General features: G+C 73.9%; 15 protein-coding genes. 10 read left to right on the top strand and 5 right to left on the bottom strand.

Annotation, left to right across the window (positions count from 1 at the left end; genetic code table 11):
- Positions 1 to 247 precede the first annotated feature (247 nt).
- On the top strand, positions 248 to 1,063 hold the full coding sequence (locus Sru01_RS22770; RefSeq protein WP_239137660.1) for a DUF3027 domain-containing protein: 816 nt from the start codon (positions 248 to 250) through the stop codon (positions 1,061 to 1,063).
- Positions 1,064 to 1,183: 120 nt separating this feature from the next.
- On the top strand, positions 1,184 to 4,219 hold the full coding sequence (locus Sru01_RS22765) for a sacsin N-terminal ATP-binding-like domain-containing protein (protein WP_203989663.1): 3,036 nt from the start codon (positions 1,184 to 1,186) through the stop codon (positions 4,217 to 4,219).
- 132 nt (positions 4,220 to 4,351) lie between these two features.
- Here the strand turns inward: Sru01_RS22765 and Sru01_RS22760 are convergent, their stop codons facing one another.
- Complete coding sequence (locus Sru01_RS22760) at positions 4,352 to 4,699, bottom strand: DUF2530 domain-containing protein (protein WP_239137659.1); 348 nt, start codon at positions 4,697 to 4,699, stop codon at positions 4,352 to 4,354.
- Between the two features lie 182 nt (positions 4,700 to 4,881).
- Between Sru01_RS22760 and Sru01_RS22755 the strand changes: the two genes are divergently transcribed.
- Positions 4,882 to 6,354 carry an NCS2 family permease gene (locus Sru01_RS22755; RefSeq protein ID WP_275412199.1) on the top strand — a complete coding sequence of 491 codons (1,473 nt, stop codon included), beginning with the start codon at positions 4,882 to 4,884 and terminating at the stop codon, positions 6,352 to 6,354.
- A 49-nt stretch (positions 6,355 to 6,403) separates the two neighbouring features.
- On the opposite strand, the gene Sru01_RS22750 is transcribed toward Sru01_RS22755, so the two are convergent.
- Together Sru01_RS22750 and Sru01_RS22745 are read right to left on the bottom strand one after the other, a co-directional pair.
- On the bottom strand, positions 6,404 to 7,006 hold the full coding sequence (locus Sru01_RS22750; protein ID WP_203989661.1) for a hypothetical protein: 603 nt from the start codon (positions 7,004 to 7,006) through the stop codon (positions 6,404 to 6,406).
- Between the two features lie 189 nt (positions 7,007 to 7,195).
- Positions 7,196 to 7,465 (bottom strand): hypothetical protein, encoded by a 270-nt coding sequence (locus Sru01_RS22745; protein WP_203989660.1) that lies wholly within the window; start codon positions 7,463 to 7,465, stop codon positions 7,196 to 7,198.
- Positions 7,466 to 8,076: 611 nt separating this feature from the next.
- On the opposite strand from Sru01_RS22745, the gene Sru01_RS22740 reads away from it, so the two are divergent.
- The 6 genes from Sru01_RS22740 to Sru01_RS22715 all read left to right on the top strand — a co-directional run bounded on the left by Sru01_RS22740 (position 8,077) and on the right by Sru01_RS22715 (position 12,992).
- Positions 8,077 to 8,580: a helix-turn-helix transcriptional regulator gene (locus Sru01_RS22740; RefSeq protein ID WP_203989659.1), complete on the top strand. Its 504-nt coding sequence runs from the start codon at positions 8,077 to 8,079 to the stop codon at positions 8,578 to 8,580.
- 10 nt (positions 8,581 to 8,590) lie between these two features.
- Positions 8,591 to 9,019, top strand: a complete 429-nt coding sequence (locus Sru01_RS22735) for a VOC family protein (RefSeq protein WP_203989658.1) — start codon at positions 8,591 to 8,593, stop codon at positions 9,017 to 9,019.
- Positions 9,020 to 9,350: 331 nt separating this feature from the next.
- Entirely contained in the window at positions 9,351 to 9,794 is a 444-nt protein-coding gene (locus Sru01_RS22730; RefSeq protein WP_239137658.1) for a MarR family winged helix-turn-helix transcriptional regulator, read from the top strand.
- Positions 9,791 to 11,176, top strand: a complete 1,386-nt coding sequence (locus tag Sru01_RS22725) for an MFS transporter (protein WP_239137657.1) — start codon at positions 9,791 to 9,793, stop codon at positions 11,174 to 11,176. The genes Sru01_RS22730 and Sru01_RS22725 overlap by 4 nt, the downstream gene beginning before the upstream one ends.
- A complete protein-coding gene (thpR, locus tag Sru01_RS22720) occupies positions 11,130 to 11,720 on the top strand; it encodes an RNA 2',3'-cyclic phosphodiesterase (protein WP_203989655.1) in 591 nt (196 codons plus the stop codon). Before Sru01_RS22725 ends, thpR begins: the two co-directional genes overlap by 47 nt.
- Before the next feature lie 381 nt (positions 11,721 to 12,101).
- Positions 12,102 to 12,992, top strand: coding sequence for a hypothetical protein (locus Sru01_RS22715; protein ID WP_203989654.1), 891 nt, complete (start codon positions 12,102 to 12,104; stop codon positions 12,990 to 12,992).
- 55 nt (positions 12,993 to 13,047) lie between these two features.
- On the opposite strand, the gene Sru01_RS22710 is transcribed toward Sru01_RS22715, so the two are convergent.
- Complete coding sequence (locus tag Sru01_RS22710; protein WP_203989653.1) at positions 13,048 to 13,389, bottom strand: VOC family protein; 342 nt, start codon at positions 13,387 to 13,389, stop codon at positions 13,048 to 13,050.
- Positions 13,390 to 13,542: 153 nt separating this feature from the next.
- On the opposite strand from Sru01_RS22710, the gene Sru01_RS22705 reads away from it, so the two are divergent.
- On the top strand, positions 13,543 to 16,122 hold the full coding sequence (locus Sru01_RS22705) for an efflux RND transporter periplasmic adaptor subunit (RefSeq protein ID WP_203989652.1): 2,580 nt from the start codon (positions 13,543 to 13,545) through the stop codon (positions 16,120 to 16,122).
- A 256-nt stretch (positions 16,123 to 16,378) separates the two neighbouring features.
- Here the strand turns inward: Sru01_RS22705 and Sru01_RS22700 are convergent, their stop codons facing one another.
- Positions 16,379 to 18,631, bottom strand: coding sequence for an ATP-binding cassette domain-containing protein (locus Sru01_RS22700; protein ID WP_203989651.1), 2,253 nt, complete (start codon positions 18,629 to 18,631; stop codon positions 16,379 to 16,381).
- Between the last annotated feature and the right edge of the window lie 32 nt (positions 18,632 to 18,663).

The following is an 18,663-nucleotide window of genomic DNA, read 5'->3' as shown; positions in this document are numbered from 1 at the left end:
CGCCGCCGGGCCTCACGGGCGCGCGCCGGGGACGCCCGCGTGCCCGACCTGCCTCACCTGCGCCACCCTGCCCCTTCCATCTGCGACCCACCTGCCACTCGCGACGCGCCGCCGCGGGTCGCGGGGGTCCGGCCGGGCCGCCGGATCCGCCGCGCCGGGCCGCCGGGCGGCGGGCGTGGCATGGATTTCCAGTCTTACCCGACGGGTACGCGTGATGTCCGGTCCTGGCATGGGTGAGAATTGGCATGTGAGTCGCACTCGTTCCCGCACCTTTGCCGTCGACCAGGCCTGCGCGGCCGCCGTGGAGCCGGCCAGGGCCGCCGCCGAGGCCATCGCCCGCCCTGGCGAGGTGGGCGAGCATCTCGGCTTCGAAGCCGAGGCCGAGCGGGTCGTGACGCATTACTTCGGGTGCCTGGACCGCGCCTACCGCGGCTGGCGCTGGGCCGTCACCGTGGCGCGCGCCTCCCGGGCCCGTAACGTCACGGTGAGCGAGACGGTGCTGCTGCCCGGGTCCGACGCGCTGCTGCCGCCCGCCTGGGTGCCGTGGAGCGAGCGGCTGCGCCCCGGCGACCTCGGCGTGGGCGACCTGCTGCCCACCTCCGACGACGACGACCGGCTCGCCCCCGGCTTCACCGAGACCGAGGACGAGAACGACCGGCAGATGCTCTTCGAGTACGGCCTGGGCCGCGCCCGGGTGCTGTCGGCGATCGGCCGCGACCGGGCGGTGCACCGCTGGCACGCCGGCGACTCCGGCCCGCACACCCCGATCGCGCACGCCGCACCCGCGCAGTGCTCCACCTGCGGCTTCTACTGGCCGCTGGCCGGGTCGCTGCGCCTGGGCTTCGGGGTCTGCGCCAACGAGTTCGCCCCGGACGACGGCAAGGTCGTCGCCGCCGACCACGGGTGCGGCGCGCACTCCGAGGCGGCGGTGGTGCAGGCCCCGGGCGCCGAGCCGGCGACGCCGATCCTGGACGACCACGACTACGACACGGCCGTGGAGGAGACCGCTCCCGAGCCCGGCTCGGTCGACGACAACGGCGCCGAGCCGCTCGGCCACGCCTGATCCGCTCGGCCCAGCGCACGTCCGCCGGCCGGCCCGGCCGGGCGGTTTCCGGCGTACCGTAGGGCCGATCTCCGGCCGTGGGGGCGCGGCCGGTCCACTTCTGCCACTGGGACATGACCGTTGACTGACATCTTTGGCACCGAACGCCTGCGCGCGACCGTCCTGGCCGCCTGGACGGCCTCGCCCGCGCGGTTCCGCGAGGACGCGAACGCCGAGGAGGACTTCGCGCTCGGCGGGTACCGCGACCGGCTGATCGTGGAGCTGGCGCAGAACGCGGCGGACGCGGCCCTGCGGGCCGGCGTGCCCGGCCGGCTGCGGCTCACCCTGGCCGACGGCGTCCTCACCGCCGCCAACACCGGTGCCCCGCTGGACCAGGGCGGGGTGGAAGGGCTGGCGACGCTCCGCGTCTCGGCCAAGCGCGACGAGGCCGGGTCGATCGGCCGGTTCGGTGTCGGCTTCGCGGCCGTGGTGACGGTGACCGACGAGCCGCTGGTCGCGTCCCGGGCCACCGGCGCGGTGCGCTGGTCCCGGGCCGAGACCACCGCGCTGGTCGCCGCCGAGCCCGCGCTGGCCGGGCGGCTCGCCGAGCGCGGCGGGCACGTCCCGCTGCTGCGCCTGCCGTTCGCCGCGGGCGCCGTGCCGGTCCCGGACGGCTTCGACACCGTCGTCCGGCTGCCGCTGCGCGACAAGACCGCCGAGCAGGCGGTCCGCCAGATGCTGGACGAGGCCGGGCCAGCGCTGCCGCTGGCCATGCCGGCGCTGGCCGCCATCGAGATCGAGGTGGACGGCCGTACCCGCACGCTCACCGCCGCCGGGTGGCGGGTGCTGGAGGAGGCCGGCACGTTCACCGCCGAGCAGGTGGCCGAGCTGTTCGCCGACCGCCCCACCGAGGAGCGGGCCCGGCCGCGCTGGCTGGTCCGCTGGGCGGTGCCCGAGGAAGGCCACGGTCGGCTGCCCAGGGACGTGGCGCCGGTCGTGCACGGCCCCACGCCGAGCGACGAGCCGCTCGACCTGCCCGCGCTGCTCATCGCCACCTTCCCGCTGGCCACCGACCGGCGGCACGTCGCGGCCGGCCCGCTGACCGACTTCCTGGTGGAGCGGGCCGCCGAGACCTACGTCCGGCTGCTCGGCGAGCTGCCGCGGACGCCGCGCCTGCTCGACCTGGTGCCCGGCCTGATGGGCAAGGGCGAGCTGGACGCGGCGATCCGCCGGGCGGTGCTGCGCCGGCTGCCCGGCACCCCGCTGCTGCCCGCCCTCTCCCCGCCCGCCGACGCCGTCCCCGGCCCGGCGGCCGGCGGCGCCTTCCTGGTGGCCGGCCGGCAGGCCGCGGCCGTCGCCGGGACGGCCGAATTCCTCGCCCTGGTCGCGCCGATGGTGCCCGGCGTGCTCGCGGCCGGCTGGGCGTCCCGCCATCCGGCGCTGGCCGCGCTCGGCGTGCGGCGGGTCGAGCTCGCCGACGTGATCGACATGCTGTCCGGCGAGGCCGTCGAGGACCGCACGCCGGCCTGGTGGCGGTCGCTGTACGAGGTGCTGCCCGCCGACGATCCCGAGGCGCTCGGCGCGCTGCCGGTGCCGCTGGCCGACGGCCGGCTGGTGCGCGGGGCGCGCGGCACGCTGCTGCTCGCCGACGGGTCCGGGCTGGACCCGGCCGCCCTCGGCCCGCTCGGGCTGCGCGTCGTGCACCCCGAGGCCGCCCACCCGCTGCTGCTGCGGCTCGGCGCCGCCGAGGCCACCCCGCGCGGGGTGCTGGCCGACCCGCTCACCCGGGCCACCGTCGCCGAGTCGCTGGACAGTGCCGATCCCGAGCCGGTGGCCCAGGCGGTGCTGGCACTGGTGGACGCGGCCGGGCTGGCCCCGGGGGAGGCGCCGTGGCTGTCGGCGCTGGCACTGCGCGGCGCGGACGGCGAGCTCTACCCCGCGGGCGAGCTGCTGCTCGGCGACGGCTCGCTGGCCCGGCTGATCGACCAGGACGTGCCGTTCGGGGTGGCCGCCCCGGACCTGGTGGAGCGGTACGGCTCCCGGGTGCTGTCGGCCACCGGCGTGCTGGACGGGTTCGCCGTGGTCAACGACGAGGACGTGCTGCTCGACCCGGACGAGTGCGACCACGAGCTGGACGCCGAGGACGAGTGGCTGGAGCACGTGCTGGACGTGCTGCCCGCCGGCGACGTCCCGCCGGTCGCCCGCGAGTTCACCGCGGTCCGTGACCTCGAGTACGTGGCCGACTGGCCCGCCGCGCTGGCCCTGCTGACCAGGCCGCCGCTGCGGGCCGCCCTGCAGCCGCTGCGCGCCCTGGTCGACGGGCAGGTCGTCGAGGCCCCCTCGTACACGTCCTGGTGGCTGTCGCGCCACCCGGTGCTCGCCAGCCGCCGGCCCACGTCGCTGCGGCTGCCCGGCGGCGACCCGCTGCTGTACGGGCTGTACGGGGACGCGCCGGCCGGCCTGGACGAGGGTGCGCTCGCCATGATGGGCGTGCGCACCACGCTGGCCGACCTGCTGGCCGCGCACGGCGGCCCGGACGAGCTGCTGGAGCTGCTGGCCGATCCGTCGCTGGAGGTGGACCGGGCGCAGCTGCGGTCGCTGTGGATCGCGCTGGCCGCGGTGGAACCGGCCCGGGTCGCGCCGCCGGCCGCGGTGCGGGCGGTGCTGGCCGGTGAGATCGTCGTCGCCGACGCCGACGACGGGCACGTGACCGGCGGGAACGGCGGCCCGCCGCTGGCCGGGCTCGCCGCCGCGGGCGGCCCGGTCGTGGTGGAGGCGCCCGACCTGCTGCCCCTGGTCGCGGCCCGGCCGCTGGTGCTGGCGCCGTTCGACCTGGCCGAGGCGCTGTCGGAGCTGCTGGACCTGCCGGTGGCCGGCGAGGAGGTGGCCGGCGAGGTCACCTCCGCCGGCCAGGAGCGGCCGGTGCCGGCCGAGGTGCGCTCGCTGCTGCCCGCCGCGCCCGCGGCGTACGTGCACCACGCGGAGCTGCGGGTGGACGGCGTGCCGGTGGCCTGGCGGTTCTTCGAGGGGGCCGTGCACGCGAGCGGGGTGGACGGGCTGGCCCGCGGGCTGGCCTGGGCGACCGGCCAGTGGGGCGACCGGCTGGCCGTCGCCGCCCTGCTGCGCGATCCGGCCGCGGTGCCCCTGCTGCTCGCCGAGGCCGACCTGAACGGCTAGCGCGGGTCCGCCGGCCCGCGGTGCCCCGACGCGGTCAGGACGCCCTGTTCTGTCCGTCCGGCACCGCCCTGACCAGGGACCGGCGGACGGTGGCACCTGGCCGGCGGGTGCCGGCGGCTGCGCACCGGTCGTTCAGGGGGTGGCCGGGCCGCGTACCGGGTCCTCGCCGGGTTCGGCGGCGGCCGGGGTGCGGGGCGCGGGCGGGCCGGCCGGGTCCGGGACGGCCGGCGCGGGGTGCGGGGCGGTGTCGCCGCCGCCCTGAGCCCGCCGGCGGTCGAGGTGGCGGATGAACAGGCAGCCGAACAGGCCCAGGCCGACGCCGGCCACGCAGGTCCAGATCCACCACTCGTGGCCGGCCGGCGGTCCGGCGGCCAGCAGCACGACCAGGGCGATCACCCACAGGCCGGTCCCGGCGAGGACGGTGACGGTGTCGTTCGTCTCCAGCGGAGCCGGGTCATCCGGGGGGCGCGGCACATTCACGGGTTCCAGCCTAGGCGAGAGCGTTTGCCATGGTGCGCGGTGGGTCGGGTAGCCTTTTCGCGCATCCGAAATGTCCATAAATTGGTCACGATCTGACCACAAGCCATACAGCTTGGTCTCGATCGGACCACGAGCGCGTCAGGGGTCTTCCGGACTGTGATACCGCCTGCCACTCTGCCCGCGTGAGCGAGACAACCACCCCCGCCCCACCGCCGGCCGGCCTGGCCGGGCGGCTCGACCGTTACTTCCACATCTCCGAGCGCCGGTCCACCATGAGCCGGGAGATCCGTGGCGGGCTCGCCACCTTCTTCACCATGGCCTACATCGTGGTGCTGAACCCGCTGATCATCGGAACGGTGAAGGACGCCGACGGCCAGTACCTCGGTGACGGGAGCGCGCCCAACACCGCCATGGTCGCCGCGGCGACCGCGCTGGCGGCCGGCCTGTTGACGATCCTGATGGGCATCGTCGGCAAGGTGCCGTTCGCCCTGGCCGCCGGGCTCGGGCTGAACGCCTTCGTCGCCTTCGGCATCGCCTCCACCATGTCGTGGGAGGACGCGATGGGGCTGATCGTGCTGGAGGGCATCGTCATCACGATCCTCGTGCTGACCGGCTTCCGCACGGCGGTCTTCCATGCCATCCCCAACCAGCTGAAGACGGCCATCAGCGTCGGCATCGGCCTGTTCATCGCGCTCATCGGCTTCGTCGACTCCGGTTTCGTCCGCAAGGCCGCCGGCACCCCGCTGGAACTGGGCATCGGCGGCGCGCTGACCAGCTGGCCCATCTTCGTCTTCGTGCTCGGCCTGCTGGCCACCGCGCTGCTGGTCGCCCGCAAGGTGAAGGGTGCCATCCTGCTCGGCATCGTCGGCACCACGGTCCTGGCCATCATCGTCGAGGCGATCGCCAAGGTCGGCCCGTCCATGGCCGGCAAGAACCCGCAGGGCTGGAGCCTGGTCGTGCCCACCATGCCGGGACAGGTGGTCGGCGTGCCGGACCTCGGGCTGCTCGGCCAGTTCAGCCTGTTCGGCTCGTTCACCAAGATCAGCGCGGTGCTGGCGGTGCTGTTCGTCTTCACCCTGCTCATCACCGACTTCTTCGACACCATGGGCACCGTGGTCGGCGTCGGCGGCCAGGCCGGGCTGGTCGCCCCGGACGGCACGCTGCCGCGCACCCGGGAGATCCTGCTGGTCGACTCGGTCGCCGCGGTGACGGGCGGCGCGGCGAGCACCTCGTCCAACACCACCTACATCGAGTCGGCGGCCGGCGTCGGCGAGGGCGCGCGCACCGGCTTCGCCAGCCTGGTCACCGGCGTGCTGTTCCTGCTGGCGATGTTCCTGTCGCCGCTGGTCGAGGTGGTCCCGTACGAGGCCGCGGCCCCGGCGCTGGTGGTGGTCGGCTTCCTGATGATGACCGCGATCCGCGAGATCGACTTCAACGACTACGAGATCGCCATCCCGGCGTTCCTCACCATCGTGCTGATGCCCTTCACCTACAGCATCTCCAACGGCATCGGCGCCGGTTTCATCTCCTACGTGCTGATCAAGGCGGTCAAGGGCAAGGCCCGCGAGGTCCACCCGCTGCTGTGGCTGGTCACCGCGCTGTTCGTCGTCTACTTCGCCATCGGCCCGGTCAAGATCCTCCTTGGCCTGGCCTGATCCCGCGCGCCGCGCCGGCCGCCACCGGGCGGCCGGCGCCCATGAAGGATCAGCCCGGGACGACCGGCGGGTCCGCGCCGAAGAGGACCGGGAGGTCGACCAGGAGCACGTCGCCGCGCCGGCGTGCCGACGACACGAGGTCCGGGTGGAAACCCTCCATGGAGAAGACGGCGAGCCGGGTGGCGGTGACATCGTGTCCCCGCGCGCCCAGGAGCTCCTTGACGTGGAGCAGCCGATCCAGGTCGGCCGGCCCCCGGCGTGTCAGGGTGGCCTTCGCCTCCCCCAGCATCCCTATCCTGGCCCGGCCGGCCTGGCGGTCGAGCGCGACGACGTCGATCTCGTGCTTGGCGTGTCCCGCCTGATCGTTGACGACGGTGGCGGCGACGGTGCTCGCGCCCCCGCGGATGTCCCGGTCGGCGCGGCATAGCCAGTCACGGCAGCATTGTTCGAAATGCGGCCCCAGGATTCGGGACACGAAGGTGGACCGTGACTCCTCCCAGGCCTGCCGGGCGCCTCCGGTTTCCACCAGGTCCCGCTTGGGTACCGTGATCAGGTTGTGGAAGCGGATGATGGGATCGGCGACAGTGATCACTGGACGCCGTTCCTGCAGCGGATCCCGGGCGTACTCCAGGTGGCCGGCGGTCGTGAGCATGTCCAGCGGCCGGCTCAGTGATGTGCGGTCCCGTTCCAGCAGGCCGCCGATCTTCGCCGGGCTGCTTGTGGGAGGAGGATCCCGGGTCGCCTCGGGCAAGGGCGTGCCGGGCCCGCCCCCGTGGGCCGGGCCCGGCACACCGGGACGGGCGGACGGCCGCCGGCGTGCGCCGGCGGCCGTCCGATCCGCTCAGCAGAACTTGGACTTGATGGACTGGATGTAGGGGTTGGGCCCGTTGAACTTGCGCTTGCCGTAGTCGCCGCCCTTGACCCACAGGCAGGCGTCCTTGGTGCGGGCGACGCGGATCTTGATCGGCTTCGTGTGCTTGCAGCGGTTGTGGTAGTAGACGGTCACGCTGTGGGTGCCGCGCTCGCTGTAGGAGTAGCTGAAGCACCCCGTCTTGCCGCGCACCACTCCGCCGCCCTGAAGGGTGGCGGCGGCCGCCGGAACGGCGGTCATGGTGGAATTCGCGGTGGCGGTGGAAACGGGGGCCGCCGCATATGCCGGCGCCGAAATGAAACCGATGGCGGCGGCGGACGCGGTGGCGACGGTGAGCTTGTTCATGAATCGCATTTGATTCCTCTTCCGGTTCTCGGCTGTTTCGTGCCGGGTCCAACTCTTACGCCTCGACCCCGGCGCCGCCAAGCCGGATCGGCCCGATCGATGTCCGAACAATGTCCAAGAACACTTGGACAATTGCCTGCTAGGGGCGGCTCTGGCCGTCGATGGACGCTCCGCGCCCCGCTCGGTCCGCCCGCGCCTCGCGGTGACGTGGGAAAAGGGCGGCCGGCTTATCGGGAACGGGCGGCCGGCGCGGTGCTTCGAACGCCGGCCGCCCGGTGAAGAGTCATCGGCGGAGGTTTTCCGCCGGAATCTCTGGTGGGCGCCGACGGCTTTAGTCCGGTGAATCGCCATCTGTTGTAGATGACGCGGAACTGCGGGCCGGATTTCTCCATGTTCACCAGGGAGCCGGCCCGGTCCGGTGTCTTGGGTGCGTGCCCGCGGGCGATGGAGCATCCGGTCGCGCCCGGTGGCCGTGCCCGGGGCGGCGGAACGGTTAGGGTCGGGGCATGGTCCTGGACGAGCGGCGGACCCGGCGCGCGGTGCCGGTGGAACTGCTGCCGCACCTGCGCCACGCCCGGGACCGCATCGACCGCGAGTACCACGCCGATCTCGACCTCGCCGCGCTGGCCGCCACCGCCGGGATCTCCAAGTTCTACTTCGTCCGCTGCTTCGAGGCCGCCTACGGGGAGACCCCGATGCGCTACCTGACCCGCCGGCGCCTGGAGCGCGCCCAGGATCTGCTGCGGCTGGCCAACCTCACCATCACCGAAGTGTGCATGACGGTGGGCTTCAGCAGCCTCGGCTCGTTCTCCGCGAAGTTCACCCGGCTGGTCGGCGAGAGCCCGAGCGCGTACCGGGACCGGTGGGCGGCGCATGGCGGACCGCGGGTGCCGGGGTGCTTCCTGTTCATGCGCGGCGCGCTGGACCTGCGCGGCACCGCATCGCCCGGCCGGGCCGCCGGGCCCGGTTGTGCAATTCCGGAGAAGCCCGGCGGTGAACTGGGGCAATAGCCTCGGCCGCATGATTACCAACGTCTCGCTGGTCACCGTCTGGTCCCTGGACCAGGAACGGAGCCGTGACTTCTACGTCGACAAGCTCGGCTTCGTCGTCAACACCGACGCCGTGATGGGCGACGGATTCCGCTGGATCACCGTCAACCACCCCGACCACCCGGAGCTGGAGATCACCCTGCGGCCGCCGGGGCCGCCGCTGGACCAGGAGGCCGCCGCCTTCGTCCGCCGGGAACTCGGCAAGGGGCACCTCGGCGCGCTGGGCCTGCAGGTCGATGACTGCCACAAGACGTTCCAGGAACTCAGCGCCAAGGGCGTGGAGTTCGTGCAGGAACCGGCGGACCGGCCGTACGGCACCGAGGCCATCATCCGCGACGACTCGGGCAACTGGCTGGTCCTGGTCGAGAAGAAGGAGTTCCGGCCCCTGGACGCCGGCTGAGGCCGTCGGCCGAGTATTCCGGGCGGGCGCGCCGGGTGCGGGCGCCGATCACGGGGAACGGCGGCGGGGAAGGCGGCGGCCGGGGGCAGGTGAGCGGGGGAACGAAATCGCCACCCAAGGGGCGGGTGGTGATGTCGTTCCCCTGGTCCGATCGGATGAGATCGAGGTCGCGCCGGTGCTTCCGCCGCCCTCCCGCCTGGCGCGCACGATGCGATCGTCCGGTCCGCCGGCGGCGGGGCGGCGGACCTTGACCGGCCCGTGGTGGACGGAATACCTGGGGCTCCAATATAGTTAGCAAGGGTAACTATGACTCGTGCTAATGATTTTGGTGATGGAACCCCTGACGGATCAAAGTGGCGGCGACGCCCGGCTCGCCGCGGCCCTGCGCGTGTCGCTGGCCCGGCTGAACAGACGGCTGCGGCGGCAGTCCGGGGCGCACTCGCTGACGCCCACCCAGCTCGCGACGCTCGTGGCGGTAGAACGGCATTCCGGGATAACCCCTGGCGCGTTGGCCGAGCTCGAAAAAATGCAGCCTCCTTCGATGACCCGGGTGATCGCCGCACTGGAGGAGCGAGGGTTGCTCGACCGGACCGCGCATGCGACCGACCGGCGGCAGGTGACGGTCAGCCTGACCGAGGAGGGCCGGGTGCTCCTCCGGGAGGAGCGCCGGCGCAAGGAGGCGTGGCTGGTCCAGCGGCTGGGCGAGCTGACGCCGGAGGAGCGCACGACGCTGCGGGCGGCGGCGCCCATCCTGGAGAGGCTGTCGCAGATGTGACCGCCCTGAGGCCGGTGGACGCCGGGCTGCGGGAGCCTGCCGACCCTCTCGAACCCCGCTCGCCGCGTGCCGCGACGTCAACGCCGGGCCCGGAACCGGCGGAGCCGCCGGCCGGACGACCGGCCACCGGGGGCATGTTCCGCTCGCTGCGCAACCACAACTACCGGCTGTTCGTCTCGGGCAGCGTGGTCTCCAACGTCGGCACCTGGATGCAGCGAACCGCCCAGGACTGGCTGGTCCTGGAGCTGAGCCACGGCAGTTCCGCCGCCCTCGGCATCACCACCGCCCTGCAGTTCCTGCCGGTGATGCTGTTCGGGCTGTGGGGCGGCATGCTGGCCGACCGCTATCCCAAGCGGCGGCTGCTGATGGTCGCGCAATCACTCCTGGGGACGCTGGCGCTCACCGTGGGCCTGCTCGTGCTGACCGGGTACGCGCAGATCTGGCACGTGTACGTCATGGCGTTCGCGCTCGGGATGATCTCCTGCGTCGAGATGCCGACCCGGCAGTCGTTCGTCGTGGAGATGGTCGGGCGCACCGACCTGCCCAACGCGATCGCCCTGAACAGCTCGACCTTCAACCTGGCGCGGGTGGTCGGCCCGGCCGTGGCGGGCGTGCTGATCCACGCGCTCGGCGGCACCGGCCCGATCTTCCTGGTGAACGCGGCCTCGTTCGCCGCGGTGATCGCCGGCCTGCTCCTCATGAGGCGGTCCGAGCTGCGCACGGCCGCACCGGTCGCCCGGGCGAAGGGACAGCTGCGGGCCGGCCTGCGGTACGTGCGGGGACGGCCCGAGCTGCTGCTGCCGATCCTGCTGGTGGCCTTCGCCGCCATGTTCGCCACCAGCTTCTCGATGAGCATCGCGCTGATGGCCCGGCAGGTGTTCGGCCAGGACGCATCCTCCTTCGGCGTGGCGTCCAGCGTGTTCGCGGTCGGCGCCCTCGGCGGCGCGCTGCTCGCCGCCCGCCGGGCCCGGCCCAGCCGCCGCCTGCTGGTCGGCGGCGGCCTGTGCTTCGGCGTCGCCCAGATCGCCGCCGCGCTCGCCCCGGCGTACCCCGCGTTCCTGCTCGCCCTGGTGCCCGCCGGTATGGCCATGATCACCACGACCACGGCCGCCAACTCCTCGGTGCAGCTCGCCGCGTCCCCGGAGATGCGCGGGCGGGTGATGGGAATCTATCTACTGGTGTTCACCGGAGGCGCGCCGATCGGGGCGCCGCTGGTCGGCTGGGCCGGCGAGATCGCCGGCCCGCGGCTCGGCATGGTGATCTGCGGGGTGATGTGCCTGATCGGTGTCGGCCTGGCCCTGCTGGTGACCCGGCTGGCCACGGGAAGGAGGCGCGATGCGGTTGTTCGTGGCGTTGTCGCCGCCCCCGGAGGCGCTCGCTGAGATCGCGGCGGCCCTCGGCTCCCACCGGGAGGCGTGGCCGGAGCTGCGCTGGACGGCGCCGGAGACCTGGCACGTCACCATGGCGTTCCTCGGCGAGGTCCCCGAGCGGGTGCTGCCGGACCTCACCGGGCGGCTGGGCCGGGCGGTCGGGCGGTACCAGGCGGTGACTCTGGTGTTCGGCGCCGGCGGGGCGTTCCCGTCCGCCGCCCGGGCGCAGGTCGTCTGGCTCGGCCTGGCCGGCGGCGAGCCGGTGCTGCCCCGGCTGGCCGCGTCGCTGGCGGCCGGAGCGCGGCGCGCGGGCGTGGAGATGGCCGAGCGGCGGAGGTTCCGGCCGCACCTCACCGTGGCGCGGGCCCGCCCGCGGGCCGGCATCGACGTCCGGCCGCTGGTCGAGTCGCTGCGCGGCTTCGCCGGGTCGCCGTGGCACGCCGGGCACGTCCACCTGGTGCGCAGCCACCTCGGCGCCACCGTCCGCTACGAGATCCTGGAGACCTGGCCGCTCGGCGGTGCCGGCGTGCGCGGGTCATCGGCCGGGCGGAGTTAGGCTCCAATACGTGGACCGTCCCCGTCGCTGGTTGCTCCCCACGGTGCTCGCGCTGCTCGTGCTGATCGTACTGATCGGCGCGCTGTTCACCTGACGCGCCGCCCGGGTCGTTCCCCCGGCGCGAGCCGGCCCGGAGACGAGCCCGGGGAGCCGGAGGTCACCTCGCGGGCCGCAGCCGCCGCCGATGAGCCATCGATCATGGCTCTCCCGCTATCGGTGCGCCCCATCGCCGGCGGACGGATCCCCCCAGCGATCTTCCGGGTGGCCCATTCAGCAAGGCACGAATGCCGGAAATAGAGTATTAAATAGCTCGCTGACGGCAGATTTAACCACCTGCTCGAAAGTTTGAGCGAACTTTGCCGGCGCTATAAAGTCCTGGCCATGCTGACGATGGAACACGAGGCGTTGATCGCCCTTTTCCGAAATCGCCCCGAGTTGGCGGGCGAGATCCTGGAACAAGTGCTCAAGGTGCCGTTGCCGGCGCATCGCGAGGCGCGCGTGGAGCCGGGCGATCTAACGCAATTCAAGCCGCTCGAATACCAATCGGACACGATCACCGTGCTGTGGGCCGACAAGCCGGCCCTGGCGGTGGTGGTCGAGGTGCAACGCGGCCGCGACCCCGGCAAGCGTTGGAGCTGGCCGGTCTACCTGGCGTCCATCCGTGCGCGCCTGAAATGTCCGGCACTGCTGCTGGTCATCTGTACCGACCCGGGGATCGCCCGGTGGTGTGCGAAGACCATCGACATGGGACACCCCGGGTGGAATCTCACTCCACTGGTGGCCGACCCCGGCGCGGTGCCCCTGATAACCGATTCAAGGACGGCGATCCGCTCGCCGGAGATGGCCGTGCTCTCGGCGGTCACTCATGGCGGTGAGGACGCCGCCCAGCCGGTGCTGGAGGCATGCCTGGCCGGGCTTACCGTCGTCGACGACGAGCGGGCCCGGTTGTACGCTGATTTCGTGTTCGCGATGCTGCCGGAGGCGGCGCGCAAGAACTGGGAGGTATTGATGGCGGTGGGCACGTACGAATACCAGAGCGACTTCGCCAAGAAGTACGTCGCCGAAGGAAGAGAAGAAGGGAAAGCCGAAGGGAAAGCCGAAGGGAAAGCCGAAGGGAAAGCGGAGGCGGTCCTCGTGCTGCTGGCCGGACGAGGAATCCCCGTCCCAGGCGAGGTACGCGACCGCATCATGGAGTGCACCGACAGCACCCTGCTGGACACCTGGATCCAGCGGGCCGCGACCGCCACCACCGCCACCGACCTCTTCGACTGACTCCGCCCGCCGCCACCGGCCCGTCCGGTGGCGGACCGAACCAAGACCGGTGGCGTCACCCGGGGGCGTGGCCGAAGGCGATCTCGTTGCCGTCCGCGTCGCGGTAGGTCACCTTGGTCACCCCGCCGTCGTACGTCTCGTGCCGGGCCGGCTCGATGCCCCGCCCGGCCAGCCCGGCGACCCGCTCATCCAGATCGTCGACGAAGGACAGCACCAGGGCGTTCCCGGCACGTTCCGGATCCTGCACCAGGTAGACGTACCGGTGCTCGGCCATCTCCCACACCGCCTCGACATCGTTCGGCCGGAACGAGGGCGGCCCGCCGAAGAGCCGCTCGTACCACGGCAACGCCGCCGCGAGGCTTACGACGGGGACGCCCGCGAAAAGATCTCGTGACATGTGATCCTCCCGGTGATCGATGTGTCCCCATACTCCCGCGAAACCGCCGGAACCGTCGCCCGCCGTCGCGTCTCGTGGTGGCCGGCCTGATCCTCAGGAAACCTTCAGGATGGGCTGAGCCAGACATGACCTGGTGCCGCCAGGATGGCCGCCATGAGATCGAGGAGCGCACCGGCCGCCGCGCGCGCGGGAGGTCTCGCCCTCGCGGCCGTCCTGCTGGCCGGCGCCGGGCTGGTCCTGCTCGCCGAGGACGGGACGCCGAAGGCGCCGATCGAGCTGGCCGCCGCCCGGCGTGGCACCGTCGTCAGCGCGGTGTCCGCCGCCGGGAACACGGTGGACGCCCAAACCCGGGACCTGGCGTTCGGCGCCTCCGGCCGGGTGGTCGATGTCCGCGTCCGGCCGGGCAGCCGGGTGAAGAAGGGCCAGGTGCTGGCCCGGGTGGACGGCACGCTCGCCCGCGAGGACCGCGAGGGGGCCGCCGCCGCGCTGGCCGCCGCCGAGGAGACGCTGGACCGGCTGGAGAACCCGCCGGCCGCCCCGGCCGGCGGGACCGGTGGCAGCGGGCGGCGTGCCCCCACCGGCACCCGGCCGTCCGGCGGCCCCGCTCTCCGCCCGACCGGCGCGCCGTCCGGGCGGCCGACCACCGGTCCCACGGGTACGCCGTCCGGGTCACCGTCCGCCCGGCCGACCACCGGTCCGACCGGTACGCCGTCCGGGCGGCCGACCACCGGTCCGACCGGTACGCCGTCCGGCCGGCCGTCGGGCGGGCCCACCGGCCGGCCGTCCAGGACGCCGACCGTCCGGCCGCCGGCGACGCCCACGGCGAGAGTGACCTGCCCGCCGGCGGCGAGCCCGGCGCCCTCGCCGGCACCGACCGCGCCCCTGGTGGTGGTGACCGTGCGACCCCGGACGGAGCCGATCATGGCGGTACCGGCAGCGGCGCTGATGGCGGCCGAGGCCCCGGTGTCCGGCGTGGCCACGGCGCACGATGGCACCGCGGATCCGGCCGGCGTCCCGGTGCGCGGGGCCGGTGCCGAGTGGGGCGCCGGCGGTGACCGTGCCGGTACGCCCGCCGCCTCCCGCACGCCCAGCCCGACCCCGACGCCGTCCCCCGAGCACGCCAGGACGAAGGCGACCCCGGCGCCCGCGCGGACCAGGGCGGTCCCGGCGCCGGCTCGGACGAAGGCGGTCCCGGTGCCCGCGCGGAGCAAGGCGCTCCCGATGGCGGGCCGGACCGGGTCGGCTCACGTGCCCGAGGGTGCCGGGAACCCGGCGCCACACCGGACCAGGCCCGCCGGGACGGCGTCGCCGCACCCGCCGGCCTCCGCGAAGGCGACGCCCACGTCGCCGGCACCGGTCCGCCCCTCGGTGTCGGCGTCCCCCTCCGCTGCCGGCCGGACGCCGGTGGCGGGCGCTCCTTCGGACACCGGCCGCCGGGCAGCGGAGGCCACGCCGTCCGCCGGCCGCTCGCCGTCGCCCGCCGGGAGCCGTACGCCGGCCCCGCGAGCCGGCTCGCCGGCCGGTGGTACCGGTGCATCCGGATCATCCGCCCGGGCCGGTGAGCCGGGGGCCGCGACGGCCGGAGCAAGGCGGTCGGGAGGTGCGGCGGCCGGTGCGGGGCACCTGGGGGCTTCACCGGCCGGTGCGACCCCGGTGGGAGCCCTGGTCGCGGCGGGGGCGGCACCCTCGGGTTCGCCGACTCCGACCCCGCCGCCGGGTCCGCGCGGATCCGGGTCACCCGGCCCGCGGCCGTCCCCGTCGATCGTGGTGGTCGCCCCGCCGCCCGGCGCGCCGGACGGCGGCAGCACGCCCGGACCGCCGGTGGCGCCGTCCGCTGCGCCGCCCACCGGCTGTGAATCGCCGGACGGGCGCACGCCGCGGCCGGAGCCGTCGGCGCGCCCGTCCGGCTCCGGCGGCCAGGGCGACCCGTCCGGATCGGGCCGGTCGGGGAACGGCCGGGGCGCCCAGGGCGGCCGGGGCGCCCAGGGCGGCCGGGGCGCGCAGGGCGGCCAGGGTGCGCAGGGCGCCTTGGGAGCGCACGGTGGTCAGGGCGGGAGTGGTCAGGGCGGCGCGGTGACCACGGTGGCGCAGGCGGCGGCCGCGGTGGCCCGGGCGGCCACCGACCTGCGCGAGGCGGACGAGGCGCTGGCCGGAGCGACGATCAAGGCACCGGTGGCCGGCACGATCCTCGCGGTGCTCGGCGCGACCGGTGACCAGGCGTCGGCCGGTGCCACCTTCGTCACCCTGGGCGACCTGGACGAGCTACAGGTGCAGGCGATGTTCACCCAGACCGACGTGGGCCGGCTCCGGGTCGGCCGCCGGGCCGAGGTGACCCTGGCCACCCGCCCCGGCCAGGTGTATCCGGGCCGGGTGACGCACGTCGACGTCGCCGCGACCGGCACCGGCCGGCTGGTGCGCTACGGAGTGATGATCGCGTTCGACCGGCCGCCCGGCGGGCTGATGCTCGGGCAGGGGGCGACGGTGAGCGTGACGGTGGACGAGGCGGCCGGCACCCTCTACATCCCGGCGCAGGCGGTGCGCACCCGGGCCGACGGGGTGAGCACCGTGCTGGTCAGCGCCGGTGGCCGGACCGTCCAGCGGCCGGTCCGGCTCGGCGTGCGGGGCGACCGGTACGTGGAGGTGCGGTCCGGGCTCGCCGAGGGTGACCAGGTCGAGCTGCCCACCGGCACCACCTCCGGGGCCTTCCCCGACGAGCCTTTCCCGGCGGGCTGACACCGGCCGCCCGGCGTGGACCACCGGCGCCGGCCGCGGGGTGTTCGCGACCTGGGTACGGCGGCCCGGCGAGGACGGCGCCGGCTGGGCGGCGTCATGCCGGTGCCCCCCGGTGGGTGGCCGAGCGCGGACCGGCTCCGCGTGGCTTGGCACCGGTGAGGTGGCTCCATGCGGGCGCCCCGGGTGAGGTGGCCGAGCGTGGACCGGCTCCGGGCGAGGCGGTGCCGGTCGCGGCGGCTCCGGGTGAGGGGGGCGGTCAGCGGGCGGCGAGGTGGTGCCGCAGGGCGGTGCCGGTGTGCGAGCCGCCGGCGGCCGCCAGGTCGTGCGGCGTGCCCTCGAAGACGATGGTGCCGCCGCGGTCGCCGCCGTCCGGCCCGAGGTCCACCACCCAGTCGGCGTGCTCGACCACGTCCAGGTCGTGCTCGATGACGATCACCGTGTTCCCGGCGTCGACCAGCCGGTCCAGGATGCCGAGTAGCCGCTCGACATCGGCCATGTGCAGGCCGGTGGTGGGCTCGTCCATGACGTACACCTTGCCCTGGCGGTGCAGCTCGCCGGCCAGCTTGATCCGCTGGCACTCGCCGCCGGACAGCGTGCTCAGCGGCCGGCCGAGCTTGAGATGGCCCAGCCCCACCTCGTCGAGGGCGCGCAGGACGCGCCGGGGCTTCGGCTCGGTGAAGAACTCCACCGCCTCGCTCACCGTCATCTCCAGCACGTCGGAGATCGACCTGCCGCGCACCTTGTGCCGCAGCACGTCATCGCGGAACCGCCGTCCGCGGCACGCCTGGCAGGCCGAGGTGACGCCGTCCATGAACGCCAGATCGGTGTGGACCACCCCCAGGCCGTGACATTCAGGGCAGGCGCCGGTGGAGTTGAAGCTGAACAGCCCGGCGCTCACCCCGCCCGCCGCGGCGAACATCGCACGCACCTTGTCCATCAGGCCGGTGTAGGTGGCCGGGGTGGAGCGGGCCGAGGTGCCGACGGCGGACTGGTCCACGACCACCGCGTCCGGGTGCGCGGCCAGGAACGCCGTGTTGACCAGGCTGCTCTTGCCCGAGCCCGCGACCCCGGTGACCGCGGTGAGCACTCCGGCGGGGAAGTCCACGGTGACGTTCTTGAGATTGTGCACGGTGGCGCCGGCCACGGTGAGCCGGCCGGTGGCCGGCCGGACGGCCTTCTTGAGCTCCGGGCGGCGGCGCAGATGCCGCCCGGTGACGGTGCCGGCCCGCCGCAGCCCGGCGACGCCGCCCTCGTAGACGATCTCACCGCCGCGGGTACCGGCGTGCGGCCCGACGTCGACCACGTGGTCGGCGATCTCGATCACGGCGCGGTCGTGCTCCACGACCAGCACGGTGTTCCCCTTGTCGCGCAGCTCGCGGAGCAGCCGGTTGGTGTTGGCCACGTCGCGCGGGTGCAGCCCGATGGTCGGCTCGTCGAAGATGTAGGTCATGTCGGTCAGGCTGCTGCCCAGGTGCTTGACCATCTTGACGCGCTGCGACTCGCCGCCGGACAGCGTGGGAGTGGGGCGGTCCAGGCTGAGGTAGCCGAGTCCGATGGTGACCATGTGCCGCAGCCGGTTCACCAGGGCCTCCACCATCGGGGCCGCGACCGGGGCGTCGATGGCGGCTACCACGTCCACCAGGTGGCGGACCTCCATCGCGGCCAGCTCGGCGATGTTGCGGCCGTCGATCCGGCAGGCCAGCGCGGCCTGGTTCAGCCGCGCCCCCCGGCACAGCGGGCAGCGCCGGACGGTGGTGAAGGCCAGCGCCGCGTCGCGCCGCGCGGAGTCCTCGGTGTCCCGGTTGACGTGCAGGCGGTCGAACTTGACGATCAGGCCCTCGTACTTCTGCGGAGCCTGGCCGCTCTTGATCTTGATCTGGAAGCGGGGGCCGACGCCGTGCAGGAACGTCTCCCACTCGGCCTCGGTGTAGCCGGCCAGCGGCTTGTCGTTGTCGAACAGGCCGGACTGCGCGAACGTCGACCAGTAGTAACCGCCCACCGTGTAGCCGGGCAGCAGGATGGCGCCGTCGTTCAGCGACTTCGACCGGTCCACCGCCCGGTCCACGTCCAGCGCGACCCGCCGGCCGAGGCCCTGGCACTCCGGGCACATGCCGGCGGGCTCGTTGAACGAGAAGGCGTCGGAGTAGCCGGCGAACGGCGTGCCCACCCGGGAGAAGAGCAGCCGCAGCAGCGCGTGGATGTCGGTGGCGGTGCCGACGGTGGACCGGGAGTTGCCGCCGAGGCGCTGCTGGCCGATGACGACCGCGGCGGACAGGCCGGCGATCTCGTCGGCGTCCGGGCGGCCGTATTTCGGCAGCCGGTTGCGGACGAACGCGGGGAACGTCTCGTTGAGCTGCCGCTGCGACTCCGCCGCGATGGTGCTGAACACGATGGAGGTCTTGCCGGATCCGGAGACGCCGGTGAAGACCGTGATCTGCCGCTTCGGGATCTTCAGCGAGACGTTCTTGAGGTTGTGCTGCCGCGCACCGGTGATCTCGATATGGCTCATGTACCCGACGCTAGACAGCATCGCGGTCGGTT

The sequence above is a fragment of the Sphaerisporangium rufum genome, from assembly GCF_016863395.1.
Classification (GTDB): domain Bacteria; phylum Actinomycetota; class Actinomycetes; order Streptosporangiales; family Streptosporangiaceae; genus Sphaerisporangium; species Sphaerisporangium rufum.
Note: the sequence above shows the minus strand (reverse complement) of the source record. Positions and strands in the feature narration are given on the sequence as shown.

Coding starts and splice junctions, on each gene's coding strand:
- Sru01_RS22740 (WP_203989659.1), top strand. CDS start 8,077: ATGGTCCTGGACGAGCGGCGGACCCGGCGCGCGGTGCCGGTGGAACTG.
- Sru01_RS22745 (WP_203989660.1), bottom strand. CDS start 7,465: ATGACCGCCGTTCCGGCGGCCGCCGCCACCCTTCAGGGCGGCGGAGTG.
- Sru01_RS22730 (WP_239137658.1), top strand. CDS start 9,351: ATGGAACCCCTGACGGATCAAAGTGGCGGCGACGCCCGGCTCGCCGCG.
- Sru01_RS22750 (WP_203989661.1), bottom strand. CDS start 7,006: ATGCTCACGACCGCCGGCCACCTGGAGTACGCCCGGGATCCGCTGCAG.
- Sru01_RS22710 (WP_203989653.1), bottom strand. CDS start 13,389: ATGTCACGAGATCTTTTCGCGGGCGTCCCCGTCGTAAGCCTCGCGGCG.
- Sru01_RS22715 (WP_203989654.1), top strand. CDS start 12,102: ATGCTGACGATGGAACACGAGGCGTTGATCGCCCTTTTCCGAAATCGC.
- thpR (WP_203989655.1), top strand. CDS start 11,130: ATGCGGTTGTTCGTGGCGTTGTCGCCGCCCCCGGAGGCGCTCGCTGAG.
- Sru01_RS22705 (WP_203989652.1), top strand. CDS start 13,543: ATGAGATCGAGGAGCGCACCGGCCGCCGCGCGCGCGGGAGGTCTCGCC.
- Sru01_RS22735 (WP_203989658.1), top strand. CDS start 8,591: ATGATTACCAACGTCTCGCTGGTCACCGTCTGGTCCCTGGACCAGGAA.
- Sru01_RS22700 (WP_203989651.1), bottom strand. CDS start 18,631: ATGAGCCATATCGAGATCACCGGTGCGCGGCAGCACAACCTCAAGAAC.